This is a genomic window from Methylobacterium goesingense (assembly GCF_022179225.1).
Classification (GTDB): Bacteria; Pseudomonadota; Alphaproteobacteria; order Rhizobiales; family Beijerinckiaceae; genus Methylobacterium; species Methylobacterium goesingense.
Map to the genome: position 1 here is coordinate 1 of NZ_BPQL01000086.1, position 13,512 is coordinate 13,512.

Sequence of the window (13,512 nt, forward strand, 5' to 3'; positions counted from 1 at the left end):
GTGGAGGCCGGCCTCCACGCGGCGATCACCGGCAGCGGTGACGCCTGGAGCCAGGAGTACCGCTTCCTGCGGGCCGACGGCACCTATGCGGACGTGCTCGACCGGGGCCACCTCCTGCGCGATGCCTCCGGCGCGGCGGTACGGATGGTCGGCGCCATGCTCGACCTGACGGAGCGGAACCGGGCCGCCGCCCAGTTCCGGGCGGTGTTCCAGGGCGCCAATATCGGCATCGTCCAGTTCGATCCCCGCAGCGTGCGGGCTTTCGCCGTCAACGCAAAGCTGTGCGAGATCTGGGGCGCGTCGGAATCCGAGATCCTCGCCCATTCCCTCGCCCGCTGGACGCCCCCCGATGACGATCCCGAGCGGGAGGCCCTGCACGCGCGCTTGGCCTCCGGCGAGACCCTGCAGTTGCGCCTCGAGAAGCGCTACCGGCGCCTGGACGGGCGCATCATCTGGGCTCGGGTCAACCTCGTCTCGCAGCGCCTGGGCAACGACGTCCATGCCACCGCGATGATCGAGGACATTACCGAGGAGAAGCGCAGCGATGCCCGCCGCGAGGCGCTGATCACCCTGAGCGACCGCCTGCGCGACCTGCACACCCATGCGGACGTGGTGGCGGCCGCGGCCGAGAGCCTGGGTCGGACCCTCGGGGTCGTCCGCGCGGGCTACGTCCAGGTCGATCCCGGCGGGCAGATCGCCTCGATCACCCCGGACTGGGTCGCCGAGGGGATCGATGTGATATCCGGCGCCGGGGGGCTGCCCGCGGCCGCACGCTCGCCCCTCGCCGCGAGCGTCGGCCGCCTCACGCGCGGCACCGTCCTCAGCGTGCCCGATATCGCCGCCGATCCGGAGGGCATCGACGATCCGGCGGCCTATGCGCGCCTCGGCCTGCGGGCAGTGATCAAGGTACCGGTCCTGAGACGCGGCCGACTCGTCGGCATCCTCTACGTCCTCGACCGCGTCCCCCGCGACTGGAGCGTGGGCGAGATCACCTTCGCCCGCGAAGTGGCCGAGCGGGCCTGGGGCGGCCTGACCCGGATCGAGGCCGACGAACAGCAGCGCATCCTCAACCGCGAACTCAGCCACCGGCTCAAGAACACCCTGGCGATGGTCCAGGCCATCGCCTCGCAGACCCTGCGCAATGTCACCGACATGGAGGCGGCCAAGGAAGCCCTGGCGGCCCGCCTCATCGCCCTGGGCAAGGCCCACGATATCCTGCTGGCCGGCGTGCACGAGAGCGCCGAGATGAAGGATGTGATGCGCGGCGCCCTCTCGATCCACGATGACCGTCAGCCCGGGCGCTTCCATCTCGCCGGTCCCCCCATCGTCCTCGGCGCGAAGGCCGCCCTGTCGCTGGCCCTGATGCTGCACGAACTGGCGACCAACGCGGTCAAGTACGGCGCCCTCTCGGTCCCGGACGGCCGCGTCTCCCTGGAATGGAGCCACGTCCTGGAGCCCGCCGGACCGTCCGTCCGGATGGTCTGGTCGGAAGCGGGCGGCCCGCCCGTGGTGGCGCCCGCCCGCAAGGGCTTCGGCTCCCGGCTGATCGAGCGCGGCCTCGTGGGCGCCGTCGGCGGCACGATCCGGCTCGACTACGCCCCCACCGGCCTCGTCTGCCGGGTGGCGGCCCCCCTGGCGGGGTTCCAGGCGAACGGCTGAGTCAGGACCGGACGCCCCGCCGCCAGGCGCTGGGCGGGCATCCGGTCCAGTCCTGGAAGGCCCGGCTGAAATGCGCCGGGTCCGCGTAGCCGAGATCGAGGGCGATCTGTCCGATCGGACGATCCGTCGTCGCCAGCAGCCGCTTGGCATCCTGCGTCCGGACCGAGGTCAGGCAAGACAGGAAGGTGGTTCCGTGGGCCTCGAAGCGGCGCTGGAGCGAGCGGCGCGACAGGCCGAGCCGTCGGCTCAGCCAGTCGATCGGCGGCCGGGCCTCGAGCAGGCCGAGGCGGATCAGGTGGCCGATGCAGAGGATGAAATCCGCCGGGTCGGGCACCGGAGCCGTGTCCTGCTGATCGCCTCCGGCCATCGTGCCCGGGTTGGCGGCCGCGAGATGGCGGGCGTCGAAGGTGATTCCGGCTCCGCTGCGCAGGCTGAGGGCGCAGCCGAGGGCGGCCTCGATGGCGCCGCGGTCCTGAAGGATTGCGCCCGAGACGCTGGCCTCCGTGGGTACGAAATCGGTCCCGAGGAAGCGGCGCAGGACGTCGAGGATGTAGCCGAGGGCGAGGATCTCGTTCTTCTGGCGCCCGACCGCGCTCGCGTCGGTCACCGCATAGCTCACGTGAGCGCGCCCGTCCCGGACGGTGACCGCCATGGCGGTGGCAGTCTGGAGGTGCCGGACGATCAGCGCCGTACCGAGATTGAGCGCGAGCCCGAGGCTGTCCGAGGCGCAGACCCTCCTCCCGTAGGGCCCGAGACTCGCCACGCCGGCGCCGAGCGACAGGCGCGCCGGCAGGGCCGCGTCGCCGATCTCGCGCGCCGCGCTCTCCACGATCCGAAGCTGATCGGAGAGCAGGATGAGTCGGTCGGGCTCCTCGATCAGCCGGAGGGGCAGGTCGGCGCGGGCGAACACCCGTGCCACCGACCCGCCGCCCCGTTCGACGGCCTCCGCGACCGAGCCCATCGAGCGCGCCTTGGTCAAGCCGATCCGCATGACCCGATCCGCATGACGACCGCTCCCATGACCGGATGGCCCGTCCCGCCGGCAAGGCCCGTCCCTCAACCAGACTCGATCCCCTGGCACCGAATGGCAAGACCGGTCCGGCGTCCGAGCGGCATGATCGTGCGGGTCGCCGGGAAGCGCACCGAAGCGTCAGTGGCCGGTGCAGGAGTGATGAACGCCATGATTTCGCAGATCGCCATCCCGCCGATCGCTCGCCGTCGCCGCGTCCGCCCGATCCTCCTGTTGGCCGCGCTCGCCGGATTCGCGGCCCCCGCGCCCGCCTGGGCGCAGCCCGTGCCGGGGCCGGACCTCGTCGTCCTGCCGATCCGCCTGCTCGACACCTCCGGTGAACCCCGGGATCAATCCGCCGCCCATGCCGAGCGCCTCGCCGCGATGGCACGGGACCTCGCGAAACGGCTCGGCGATATGAGCCGACTTGGAGATGCGAGCCGACTTGGGGAAGCGAGACGGTTTGGCGTTGTCGAAATGTCCGCCGAGACGCTCGCCAGGGCCTGCCCGGAGACAGACGCCGCCTGCATCCTGGCGCAGGCCCGCGCCACGGGGGCGCGGCTCGCCTTCGTGGGCGTCGTCCACAAGAGCAGCACGCTCATCATGCAGATGTTCGCCCGGGTGGTGGACACCGTCTCCGGTGAGACCCGGATCGCGCGGGAACTCAACTTTCGCGGCGACAACGACGCGTCCTGGCAGCGGATGACGGCGTTCCTCGCCCGTGAGATCGCCGCGGCGGAGCGCACGAAGAACTGACCCACTGCGGCGCCTTGCGCACCGGCCCCGCATTGCCGCTGCACCGCACCCTGGGGTAGAGGGCGGGACCATGTGGACTCGTCTCGCCCATCCCGGCCACTTCCTACGCTGGACGCAGCCTGCGATGCCCTGGCTCGCCGGGGTGTCGGCCCTGTTGCTGGCAATCGGTCTCTACCTGACCTGGTTCGTAGTCCCGCCCGACTACCAGCAGGGCGAGACCGTGCGGATCATGTACATCCACGTGCCGGCGGCTTGGCTCGGGGTGTTCTTCTACGGCTCCATGGCGATCTCGGCCCTCGGGACCCTGGTCTGGCGGCATCCCCTGGCCGACGTGGCACAGCGCGCCGCCGCCCCGGTGGGGGCGGCCTTCACGCTCATCTGCCTCGTGACGGGGTCCCTCTGGGGCAAGCCGATGTGGGGCACCTACTGGGTCTGGGACGCGCGCCTGACCTCGATGCTGGTGCTGTTTCTGATTTATTGCGGCATCATCGCCCTGTGGCGGACCATCGAGGACCCGAACCGGGCCGCCCGCGCCATCGCGATCCTGACCCTGGTGGGAGCGGTGAACCTGCCCATTATCAAGTTCTCGGTGAACTGGTGGTCGACCCTGCACCAGCCCGCCTCGATCATGCGCATGGGCGGTTCGGCGATCGATCCGAGCATGCTCTATCCGCTTCTGGAGATGATTCTGGCCTTCACGGTGCTCGGCGTGACCCTGCACCTCGCCGGCATGCGCACCGAGATCCTGCGACGCCGGGTCCGCACCCTGACCATCCGCGAGGCCGAGCGGCTCGACAACGACGCCGCCCCGGCCCAGCGCCGGTCGGCGGCGCCCCTCGGCCGGGCTGTCCCGGGCCTGTGAGACCGGCCACGCGACCGCCGATGCTCCACCCCCTCGCCCGATCCACGGGAGTCGCACCCTGATGCTCGGACCCCATGCCGGCTTCATCCTCGGCGCCTACGCCTTCACCGCCCTCGTCGTCGGCGGTCTGATCCTGCACGCCCTGCGCGACCACCGGGCCCAGGCGCGGGCGCTCGCCGCCCTGCAGGACGGCACGGGGGAGCGCCCGTGAGCGGGCCCCTGACGGAGGCGCCGGCCCCGGCCCGGCGCTCGCTGCTGCTCGTGCTGCCCCTTCTCACCTTCGCGCTGCTGGCGGGGATCTTCTTCCTGCGCCTGCGCTCAGGGGCCGACCCGGCGGCGATTCCCTCAGCACTCATCGGCAAGCCCGCCCCGGCCTTCGCCCTGGCGGCGATGCCGGGCCTTAATGCCAACGGCGCCCCGGTGCCGGGATTGAGCCGCGACGACCTCCTGGGCCGGGTCACGGTGGTGAATTTCTGGGCCTCCTGGTGCGCGCCCTGCCAGATCGAGCATCCGCAACTCATGCGGCTTGCGCGCGAGCCGGGCGTGCGGCTGGTCGGTATCGACTACAAGGACACGGCGGAGAACGGCCGCCGGTTCCTCACCCGCAACGGCGTGCCGTTCGCGGCGGTGGGAATGGATACCGAGGGCCGCGCCGGTATCGATTTCGGGGTCTACGGCGTGCCCGAGACCTTCATCATCGGTCCGGACGGCACCATCCGCGACAAGCTCGTCGGCATCGTCACGCCGGAAAACTATGCGGGCGTCCTCGACAAGATCCGCGCCGCCGGGATCCCGGCCGCCCGTTGAGCCGAATTGTCCGGGGACCATGCCTCGGGACGACCGTGCCTCAGGGGGCGACGCCGATCAGGCGCCGGTACTCGCTCTCGGGCATTCCGTAGCTGCCGCCGGCCGCGGCCTTCAGCTTCTCGCGGTCGATGACCTCGACCTGCGAGCGGCGCGCCCTGATCCCGCCATCGCCCTCCAGGCTGTGGATCGCGGTCGTCACGCCCGGCCGGCGCACCCCGAGCATCGTCGACAGGAACGCATGGGTGACGGGAAGCGCGTTCCCCACGACCCGGTCGTGGCACATCAGGAGCCAGCGGGCGAGGCGTTCCTCGAGGGTGTGCGTGCCGTTCGAGAGAGCGGTGTCGGCGGTTTGGAGATGCACCACGTAGGCATAGAGGCTCAGGCAGCGCCGCAACCCGTCGTGCGCCTGGATCAGCCGCAGGAAGGCCGCGCTCTCCACCCGGAGGGCTTGCCCCTCGATCTGCACGAAGGACTCGTAAGGCGTCCGGTCGACGTCGAGGAGGAGGGGCACGCCGACGAACCCCTCCCGGCCCGTGAGGCCTACCTCGATCCGCCGGCCCGCCGTGGCGGCGGTCACTTCCGAGACGACCGCGGATTCGAGGAAGTGGACATGGGTGATCGGCTGGCCGGCGGCGATGAGTACGTCTCGTCGTGCCAGGGAGACCGGCTCGGCCACCGCACGGACGGCCTCGTAGTCCCGCAGATCCAGCGCGCCCAGAAGCGTATTTCGAATGAATCGCTGTGACGGCACCGGCATGACACATCGCGGCTCAAGGGAGCAGCCGCGCAATGTTCTGCTGCTCGATGAAAGGGACGGATGTCCCTCATAACCGGATCGACGTCTCGGGGAACCGGAGACCGGCCGGTCTGTACTGAGTCGTACAATCGCGCAGATCGAACTCGGTTCAGTCCTGAACGCATCCGTACGTGATCAAACACTCGCGAACGGGATCGTGAGGAGGACCGTGCCGGACTCGTCCGTGATCTCGAAGCTGCGGGCCTGCCAGGGGCCGGGCGCACCGTAGACGTTGGGGCGTCCCAAAATGTCGTGGATGATCTCCAGGGCGAGTGTCCGGGCCTCGTCGAGGTCCGGGATATCGTCTCCGTCGGGGTCGGCGATCAGGGCGTCGTTGTCTCTGATGTTGAGGAAGTATCGAGGCATGAGCGTCTCGTCCGGCGCGTCCCGGGGCGATGCCGCCTCGCGCGCACGCCGAACGGCATCGCTCGAGCGGCAGGCGCCGCTCTCCTTCGTCCCCGCGCCGATCATAAGCCGCAAGACCCAGCGGCTCAAGCGTTCGGCCCAGTATGCCAGGCCCCAGCCTATGCCAGCGGGAGTGCCGTGGGGCGGCGCGACCGGTGCCAGCATCACCGTCGCAGGTATCTTTTTAAGTTGCCCCAGTATTGAACCTTACGGTTGTGACGATCTTGTTGAGCAGATTTGTTTCGTACGCTAACGGACTAAAGTGTACTAAAGCATTCTCTTCACAACGCTGAGCCGATGTGTCATGCCCACTGCGTCGCCCGAGACGGATCGGGCCGCGGGTGATGATGCGTTCGGAGTCCCGCCCGTGAGATCTGCGGAGTCGTGACGTCGTTCCTCATTCAGACTGACATCCGCAACCACCTGCTGCGGACGCTCTGCGCGGCCGATTTCGACCGGCTGCGAGGGCATCTCGTCCGCTGCTCGTTCGAGCAGGGCGCGGTCCTGGAAAGCCCGGGGGAATCCGTGGCGGCGGTCCACTTCCCCGAGCCCGGCATGCTGTCGCTGGTGGCCCATGCGGGCGACGGGACCCGCGCCGAGGCTGGCATCATCGGCCCCGAGGGCATGACGGGCCTCGCCCTCCTCAATGGGGTGGATGCCACGCCGCACACCATCCTGGTCCAGGTGCCCTGCCGGACCCTGCTCATCGAGGCCGGCCCCTTTCGCCAGGCGCTGGACGCCAGCCGCACCCTGCGCGAGCACCTGCTGCGCTACGCCCAGGTGTTCTCCGTGCAACTGGCCCAGGGAGCCCTGTGCAACGCGCAGTTCACCATCGAGCAGCGCCTGGCCCGCTGGCTCCTCATGTGTCACGATCGGTCCGACCGCGAGGACTTGCCGCTCACGCACGAACTGCTGTCGCAGCTGCTCGGCGTGCGCCGCGCAGGCGTAACCACGGGCCTGCGCGTCCTCGAACTCTCCGGTGCCCTGAAGACCCGGCGCGGCGGCATCAGCATCCGCGACCGCGCCGTCCTCAGGACGATCGCGGGGGCCTCCTACGGGGTGCCCGAGGCCGAGTACGCCCGCATCCTCGGCGGTCCGTGAGGGGCCCCGTCGCTCAGGCCGAGCCCGCCCCGGGCTCCTTGCGTTCGTGGCGCATCAACAGGGGCGTCTGAGCCAGCGCGAAGGCGATGGTTAGCGGCATGATGCCGAACACCTTGAAGCTGACCCAGAAATCCTCCGTCTGCGTGCGCCACACCACCTCGTTGATGGCCGCCAGAACGAGGAAAAACACGCCCCAGCGGAAGGTGAGCTTGCGCCAGCCATCCTCCGTTAGCGTGAACATCGAGTCGAGCACCACCGAGAGCAGGGACTTGCCGAAGGCAAGCCCGCCCAGCAGCACGAGGCCGAACAGGGTGTTCACGATGGTGGGCTTCATCATGATGAAGGTCTTGTCCTGCAGCGCCAGGGTGAGGCCGCCGAACACCACCACCACCACGCCCGACACGAGCGGCATGATGGGCAGGCGCCGCACCAGCGCGTAGTGGATGCCGAGCGCCACCACCGTGGCGACGACGAACACGCCGGTGGCCACGAACAGCTTCTGGTCGGGATGCACCCCGAGGCGCTCCGCGTAGGCATTGCCGAAGAAGAAGACCATCAGCGGCCCGAGCTCGAGGGCGAGCTTCACGAGGGGCGGCAGGTGACGGTGCGGGGGGACGGCTTCGATCTGCATGGGGTCCATCATAGAGGGTTCCGGGCGGCGGCCCGCCGCGACACGGCGCTTCAGGGGGCGAGGGCCACGCCTCAGCCTGCGTCCAGGCCCGCGATGGCACGGGCGAAGTCGCGGGCCGCGAAGGGCTCCAGGTCCTCCACCCCCTCGCCCACACCGATGAAGTGCACGGGCAGACCGAACTTGGCCGCCAGCGCCACCAGGATACCGCCGCGCGCCGTGCCGTCGAGCTTGGTCATGACGAGGCCGGTGACGTTGGCCGCTTTCGAGAACAGCTCGACCTGACTGAGCGCGTTCTGGCCCACCGTGGCGTCGAGGACGAGGAGGACGGCGTGGGGCGCCTGCGGGTCGATCTTCCGGATCACCCGCAGGATCTTCTCGAGTTCGGCCATCAGCCCGGCCTTGTTCTGGAGCCGGCCGGCGGTGTCGATGAGGAGGACGTCGGTGCCCTGGGCCTTGGCCGCCTCGTAGGCATCGTAAGCCAGACCCGCCGCGTCCGCCCCCTGCGCGCGCGCGATCACCGGGGTCTGCGTGCGCTGCCCCCAGACCTTCAACTGCTCGATCGCCGCCGCCCGGAAGGTGTCGCCGGCGGCCAGCATCAGGGAGTGCCCCTCCGCCTTGAGCTTGAGCGCGAGCTTGCCGATGGTGGTGGTCTTGCCGGCCCCGTTGACGCCGATCATCAGGATCACGAAGGGCTTTTTCGACGTGTCGATGCGGAACGGGATCGCCACGGGGGTGAGCGCGCGCTCCACCTCCGCCGCCAGGATCTCGCGGACCGCATCCGGCGAGATGCCCTTCTCGTAGCGGCCCTTGCCCACCGCTTCCGAGATCCGCGTCGCGGTCTCGATGCCGAAATCGGCCTGGATCAGGGCGTCCTCGAGTTCCTCCAGGGTGTCGGCGTCGAGCTTGCGCTTGGTGAAGAGCCCCGTGACCCGCTCGGTCAGCGCGGTGGAGGTGCGCTTCATGCCCCCGGTGAGGCGGCTCCACCAGCCGCGCTTCGGCTCCTCGCCCGCCGCCTCGGGCTCGGGCATGAAGATCTGCGTCGAGACCTCGGGCTCGGGTTCCGGCACGGAGGCGGGGTCCGGCTCGGGCTCGGGGAGCGACTCGGGCACGAAGACGGGCTCGGGCGCGAAGGCAGACTCCGTAACGAAAGCTTGGCTCGTCGTGTCGGCGGCCTCGGCGCCCCGGGCCGGGTCGTCGCCGGCCGTGCCGGCGGGCGGGCGCTCCGCGGCTCCCTCCACGGGTTGCAGGTCGGCCCCTTCGAGCTCGTCCGGCACCGCGTTCTTGTCGGGCGTGCCGGCGGCGGGTTCGCCCGGCGGGGGCGGCACGTGGGCGACGTCCGTCGCTGCGGTGGCGAAGTCCGGCTGGCCCTCGGAGAACGAGGCCGGGGAGTCCGGCGGCGGCGTGATCGGCGCGGAGACCGGCTCGAGCTCCGGAGCGGGCGTCTGGCCCGGCTTCGGGTCCGGCGGCTGCACCGGCACCGGCGCGGGACGCGGCTCCTCCTTGGTGCCGAACATCTTGCGCAGCAGCCAGCCCGGCCTCTTGTCTTCGCTCATTCCCGCTTGCTCCCCGGACCCGGCATGGTTAGCGCGAGGGTATGCCCCCAGCCGATGCCCTCCTAACAGACATAGGCGCGCGCCTCCTCTACCGCGATGCCCTTGTGCTCGTCATCGACAAGCCGGCCGGCTTGCCGGTGCATCCTGGACCGAAGGGTGGCGAGACCCTCACGGACCATCTCGAGTGCTTACGCTTCGGTCTGCCGCGCCGGCCGGAGGCCGCGCATCGCCTCGACCGCGACACCTCCGGCTGCCTCGCCCTGGGGCGACACGCCAAGGCGCTCGCCCGCCTGAACAAGCTCTTCGCCGCCAGCGGCATGGTGGAGAAGACCTACTGGGCCCTGGTCGAGGGCGGCCCCGAGGCGGAGGCCGGCGTGATCGACCTGGCGCTGGCGCGGCGCTCCGACGACCCGCGCTCCTGGTGGATGAAGGCCGACCCGGCCGGCGACCCCGCGTTGACCCGCTTCACGGTCCTCGGGCGCGGCGGCGGCCTGACCTGGCTCGCCCTCTCGCCGGTCACCGGACGCACGCACCAGCTGCGCGTCCACTGCGCCGCGCTCGGCTTCCCGATCCTCGGCGATCCGATCTACGGCACCGCCCCCCGAAACGGCGGGCCCGGCCTGCAACTGCACGCCCGCGCCCTCGCCCTGCCGCTCTACCCGAAGAAGCCGCCGATCCGCGTCGAGGCGCCGGCCCCCGCGCATATGCTGGTGGGGCTGCAGGCCTGCGGATTCGGCGGCTTAGGATAATCGCGGCCGAGACCATGCCGGCATCTCAGGCGGCGATGAGCACGCGCCCGTCATGCCCGGTGATCGTCACCTCGCGAAAGACGCCCGGCGGGGGCTCCGGCGCCAGGCGCACCGGGGTGAAGCCCTCCGTGCGCCCGAGGCCGCCGCGCTCGGTGAGCACCCGGTGCGTGCGGCCCACCTCCCCCGCCAAATGCGCGGTCAACGCCGCCGTGCCCGCCTCTCGCAGACGGGCGGCCCGCTCCCGCACGATCTCGCCCGGCACCGGCGGCATCCGCGCGGCGGGGGTGCCGGGGCGGGGCGAGTAGGGGAAGACGTGCAGGTGCGTCAGCCCGCATTCGGCCACGAGGTCGAGGGAGCGGGCGAACTGGGCCTCGGTCTCGGTGGGAAAGCCCGCGATGAGGTCGGCCCCGAACACCGCGCCGGGGCGCAGCGCTCGGACCGCGTCGCAGAACCGGACCGCGTCGGCGCGCGTGTGGCGCCGCTTCATCCGCTTCAGGACGAGGTCGTCACCGGCCTGGAGGGAGAGGTGGAAATGCGGCATCAGCCGTGGTTCGCCGGCGATCGCCGCCATCAGGGCGTCGTCGGCCTCGATGGAATCGATGGAGGAGAGGCGTAGGCGGGCCAGGTCCGGCACTTGTGCGAGGATCGCTCGGACGAGGCGCCCGAGGCTCGAGGCCGCCGCGAGGTCGCGGCCATAGGCGGTGAGGTCGACGCCGGTGAGCACAGCCTCGCGCCCGCCGGCCTCCACGATCCGGGCGACCTGATCGACCACGTCGGCCACCGGTACGGAGCGGGAATTGCCGCGCCCGAACGGGATGACGCAGAACGTGCAGCGGTGGTCGCAGCCGTTCTGCACGGGCACGAAGGCGCGGGTCTGCCCGGCGATGCCGGCGATCCGGGTCGGGGTGGCCGTTCGCACCACCATGATGTCGTCGATGGCGGCCCGCGCCTCCGGGCGCGCCGGCCCCGCCCAGGTCTCGGCCCGGCCCTTCGCGTCGTTGCCGACGAGGCGTGCCACCTCCGGCATCGCCGCGTAGGCCTCGGTCTCGACCTGCGCGCCGCAGCCCGTGACCACGATCTCGGCCCCGGGCCGTTCACGGGCGAGCCGGCGGATCGCCTTGCGGGCCTGGCGCCCGGCCTCCGCCGTCACCGCGCAGGTGTTGACGATGACCAGGTCGGCGGATGCGGCCCCGGCCTCCGCGTGCCCGCGCATCACCTCGGACTCGACGGTGTTGAGGCGGCAGCCGAAGGTCAGGGTCTCGACCGCCATCGTCAGGCCGCGCCGTCGTCCGCCGGGAAGATCTCGGGCGGGAAGGTGCCGTCCCATTCCAGCGCCACCGGGCCCGTCATCAGCACGTGGTCGTCGGCGCGCCACTCGATGACGAGGTCGCCGCCGGGCAGGCTCACCGTGGCGCCCCGGCCGATCATGCGCAGGCGCGCGGCCGCCACCAGGGTGGCGCAGGCGGCGGTGCCGCAGGCCAGCGTCAGCCCGGCCCCGCGCTCCCAGACCCGGAGCTTGATCCGGTCCGGCCCCAGCACCTGCGCCACCGAGATGTTGGCGCGCTCGGGAAAGACGGGATGGTTCTCCAGCATCGGTCCGATGCGGGCGAGGTCGTAGGTCTCGGGATCGCGGTCCACGAAGAAGACCGCGTGCGGGTTCCCCATGTTCACGACGCTGGGCGAGTGCAGGACGGGATCGTCGATGGGGCCGATCTGGAGCTCGATCCGCCGGGTGTCTTGGAACGGCTCGGCGAGGGGGATCTCGGCCCAGGCGAATCGTGGCCGCCCCATGTCGACAGTGAAGGAGCGCTCGGCCACCCGCTTGACGCTGACCAGGCCGCCCCGGGTCTCCAGGGTGAGGCGGCCGCTCTCGGCGGGGCGCGCCATGGCGGGGTCGTCGAACATCGCGTAGGCGACGCAGCGAGTGCCGTTGCCGCAGGCGCCCGACTCCGAGCCGTCCGTGTTGTAGATGCGCAGGGACGCGTCGGTGCCGGGGTTCCGGGCATCGTGGATGACCATGAGCTGGTCGAAGGCCGAGCGCGGATCGGCCGCGATCGCGCGCGCCTCCCCGGCCGTGACCTGCACGGACGTGCCGCGAAGGTCCAGGACCACGATCCGATTGCCGGCCCCGTGCATCTTCAGGAACCGCCGATGGGCCAGCTCACTCATGTCGTCGTGTCCGTTGCCGTCATGTCCATTGCCGCCTCGTCTGCGTGCCCCGCGTGACGGGTGTTCGATCCGGTGGGGCTATAGGGCAAAGCGCCGGCGCACGCACGGGGGCAGGCAGCGCGCTCGGGGCGCGGCTGCGTTGCAGAAGCGCCGCGCTGCGCGCGCTTCGTGCGTCGCGGCACGCATCCGCTCTCGCCGGGCGACCCCATCGCCCCTAGGTTCCTGGCCCTGGGTCCGGGTCATGCGATTCGATGTCACCCGCGCCTCAGCGACGCTCCGGAGCCACCGCCTTGATCCGTTCCCAGTCGCTCGTCATCCTGCTCGCCGGGTGTCTCGCGCTCCCCGGTGCCGCCCTCGCCCAGCCGGCACCCGCGACCCCGCCGGCCGCGGCCAACCCGCTGCCGACCACCACCAATCCCGACCCGAAGAATCCCGGCACGGCCGACATCCCGGTGCCGGCCCAAGCCGGTGCGGCGCCCTCGGCCACGCCGACGACCGGACCGCGCCAAACCCTGGTGGCCACGCCCGGCGATGCCAACGACGTCGACGAGGTCTCGCTGCCGGCCAAGCCCGCCGCCATCCTGGCGGGCCGCGCGAAGTGGGAGGAGGCGGTACCGAGCCTTAAGGCCGCGTTCCAGCGCATCGAGGCGGATCTGGCCAAGGCCGGCATCCAGGCGGTGGGCCGCCCCCTCGCGGTCTTCGCCAAGACGGACGACGACGGCTTCCAGTACGACGCCATGATCCCGATCGCCGCGATGCCGGACCCCAAACACGCCGAGGCGGACGGCCTGCGCTTCGGCACCACGCCGAGCGGGCGCGCCCTGCGCTTCCCGCACAAGGGCTCCTACGACGAGATCGACGGCACCTACGAGACCCTGACCGCCTATCTCGACGCCAAGGACGTCGTGGTGCAGGACCGGTTCATCGAGGAATACGTCACCGACCTCAACGACAAGGCCGACGAGAAGCTGGACGTGAACATCTACGCTCTGCCGAAATAGGTTCGGGCCTGAGC

The 13,512-nt window shown here is 71.0% G+C and carries 15 protein-coding genes; 8 read left to right on the top strand and 7 right to left on the bottom strand.

The features are described 5' to 3' along the window. A partial coding sequence (locus MFF30_RS16010; RefSeq protein ID WP_238280427.1) for an HWE histidine kinase domain-containing protein occupies positions 1-1,659 on the top strand: 1,659 nt, incomplete at its 5' end. A 1-nt stretch (position 1,660) separates the two neighbouring features. Here MFF30_RS16010 and MFF30_RS16015 read toward each other — a convergent pair. Further along, a complete protein-coding gene (locus MFF30_RS16015; protein WP_238280429.1) occupies positions 1,661-2,650 on the bottom strand; it encodes an AraC family transcriptional regulator in 990 nt (329 codons plus the stop codon). Positions 2,651-2,839: 189 nt separating this feature from the next. Between MFF30_RS16015 and MFF30_RS16020 the strand changes: the two genes are divergently transcribed. From MFF30_RS16020 to MFF30_RS16035, 4 genes are all read left to right on the top strand, one after another. Then, on the top strand, positions 2,840-3,424 hold the full coding sequence (locus MFF30_RS16020; protein WP_238280430.1) for a DUF2380 domain-containing protein: 585 nt from the start codon (positions 2,840-2,842) through the stop codon (positions 3,422-3,424). Between the two features lie 70 nt (positions 3,425-3,494). Further along, positions 3,495-4,286, top strand: a complete 792-nt coding sequence (locus tag MFF30_RS16025; protein ID WP_238280432.1) for a heme ABC transporter permease — start codon at positions 3,495-3,497, stop codon at positions 4,284-4,286. Between the two features lie 61 nt (positions 4,287-4,347). Then, entirely contained in the window at positions 4,348-4,497 is a 150-nt protein-coding gene (gene ccmD / locus MFF30_RS16030) for a heme exporter protein CcmD (RefSeq protein WP_373320918.1), read from the top strand. Next, positions 4,494-5,093, top strand: a complete 600-nt coding sequence (locus tag MFF30_RS16035) for a DsbE family thiol:disulfide interchange protein (RefSeq protein ID WP_238280434.1) — start codon at positions 4,494-4,496, stop codon at positions 5,091-5,093. The genes ccmD and MFF30_RS16035 overlap by 4 nt, the downstream gene beginning before the upstream one ends. A gap of 40 nt (positions 5,094-5,133) precedes the next feature. Here MFF30_RS16035 and MFF30_RS16040 read toward each other — a convergent pair whose 3' ends face one another. Continuing rightward, positions 5,134-5,850, bottom strand: coding sequence for a Crp/Fnr family transcriptional regulator (locus MFF30_RS16040; protein ID WP_238280436.1), 717 nt, complete (start codon positions 5,848-5,850; stop codon positions 5,134-5,136). A 174-nt stretch (positions 5,851-6,024) separates the two neighbouring features. Next, positions 6,025-6,255 (bottom strand): DUF6894 family protein, encoded by a 231-nt coding sequence (locus tag MFF30_RS16045; RefSeq protein ID WP_238280438.1) that lies wholly within the window; start codon positions 6,253-6,255, stop codon positions 6,025-6,027. A gap of 423 nt (positions 6,256-6,678) precedes the next feature. Between MFF30_RS16045 and MFF30_RS16050 the strand changes: the two genes are divergently transcribed. Then, complete coding sequence (locus tag MFF30_RS16050; RefSeq protein ID WP_238280439.1) at positions 6,679-7,395, top strand: Crp/Fnr family transcriptional regulator; 717 nt, start codon at positions 6,679-6,681, stop codon at positions 7,393-7,395. 13 nt (positions 7,396-7,408) lie between these two features. On the opposite strand, the gene MFF30_RS16055 is transcribed toward MFF30_RS16050, so the two are convergent. Next, a complete protein-coding gene (locus MFF30_RS16055; RefSeq protein ID WP_238280441.1) occupies positions 7,409-8,026 on the bottom strand; it encodes a septation protein A in 618 nt (205 codons plus the stop codon). 71 nt (positions 8,027-8,097) lie between these two features. Further along, positions 8,098-9,579, bottom strand: a complete 1,482-nt coding sequence (gene ftsY / locus MFF30_RS16060; protein ID WP_238280445.1) for a signal recognition particle-docking protein FtsY — start codon at positions 9,577-9,579, stop codon at positions 8,098-8,100. Positions 9,580-9,620: 41 nt separating this feature from the next. Here ftsY and MFF30_RS16065 point away from each other — a divergent pair, with 41 nt between their 5' ends. After that, positions 9,621-10,328, top strand: a complete 708-nt coding sequence (locus tag MFF30_RS16065; RefSeq protein WP_238280447.1) for an RluA family pseudouridine synthase — start codon at positions 9,621-9,623, stop codon at positions 10,326-10,328. Between the two features lie 25 nt (positions 10,329-10,353). Here MFF30_RS16065 and mtaB read toward each other — a convergent pair whose 3' ends face one another. Continuing rightward, the gene (gene mtaB, locus MFF30_RS16070) at positions 10,354-11,598 is read right to left on the bottom strand and encodes a tRNA (N(6)-L-threonylcarbamoyladenosine(37)-C(2))-methylthiotransferase MtaB (protein ID WP_238280452.1); all 1,245 of its coding nucleotides are present in this window, start codon (positions 11,596-11,598) and stop codon (positions 10,354-10,356) included. A 2-nt stretch (positions 11,599-11,600) separates the two neighbouring features. Further along, positions 11,601-12,497, bottom strand: coding sequence for a diaminopimelate epimerase (gene dapF, locus MFF30_RS16075; protein ID WP_238280457.1), 897 nt, complete (start codon positions 12,495-12,497; stop codon positions 11,601-11,603). Between the two features lie 290 nt (positions 12,498-12,787). Between dapF and MFF30_RS16080 the strand changes: the two genes are divergently transcribed. Further along, positions 12,788-13,498, top strand: a complete 711-nt coding sequence (locus tag MFF30_RS16080) for a GyrI-like domain-containing protein (protein WP_373320919.1) — start codon at positions 12,788-12,790, stop codon at positions 13,496-13,498. Positions 13,499-13,512 lie beyond the last annotated feature (14 nt).

Excerpts from the sequence above, each read along its gene's own strand:
- MFF30_RS16015 (WP_238280429.1), bottom strand. The coding sequence starts at position 2,650 with ATGCGGATCGGCTTGACCAAGGCGCGCTCGATGGGCTCGGTCGCGGAG.
- MFF30_RS16020 (WP_238280430.1), top strand. The coding sequence starts at position 2,840 with ATGATTTCGCAGATCGCCATCCCGCCGATCGCTCGCCGTCGCCGCGTC.
- MFF30_RS16025 (WP_238280432.1), top strand. The coding sequence starts at position 3,495 with ATGTGGACTCGTCTCGCCCATCCCGGCCACTTCCTACGCTGGACGCAG.
- ccmD (WP_373320918.1), top strand. The coding sequence starts at position 4,348 with ATGCTCGGACCCCATGCCGGCTTCATCCTCGGCGCCTACGCCTTCACC.
- MFF30_RS16040 (WP_238280436.1), bottom strand. The coding sequence starts at position 5,850 with ATGCCGGTGCCGTCACAGCGATTCATTCGAAATACGCTTCTGGGCGCG.
- MFF30_RS16045 (WP_238280438.1), bottom strand. The coding sequence starts at position 6,255 with ATGCCTCGATACTTCCTCAACATCAGAGACAACGACGCCCTGATCGCC.
- MFF30_RS16055 (WP_238280441.1), bottom strand. The coding sequence starts at position 8,026 with ATGCAGATCGAAGCCGTCCCCCCGCACCGTCACCTGCCGCCCCTCGTG.
- ftsY (WP_238280445.1), bottom strand. The coding sequence starts at position 9,579 with ATGAGCGAAGACAAGAGGCCGGGCTGGCTGCTGCGCAAGATGTTCGGC.
- MFF30_RS16065 (WP_238280447.1), top strand. The coding sequence starts at position 9,621 with ATGCCCCCAGCCGATGCCCTCCTAACAGACATAGGCGCGCGCCTCCTC.
- mtaB (WP_238280452.1), bottom strand. The coding sequence starts at position 11,598 with ATGGCGGTCGAGACCCTGACCTTCGGCTGCCGCCTCAACACCGTCGAG.
- dapF (WP_238280457.1), bottom strand. The coding sequence starts at position 12,497 with ATGAGTGAGCTGGCCCATCGGCGGTTCCTGAAGATGCACGGGGCCGGC.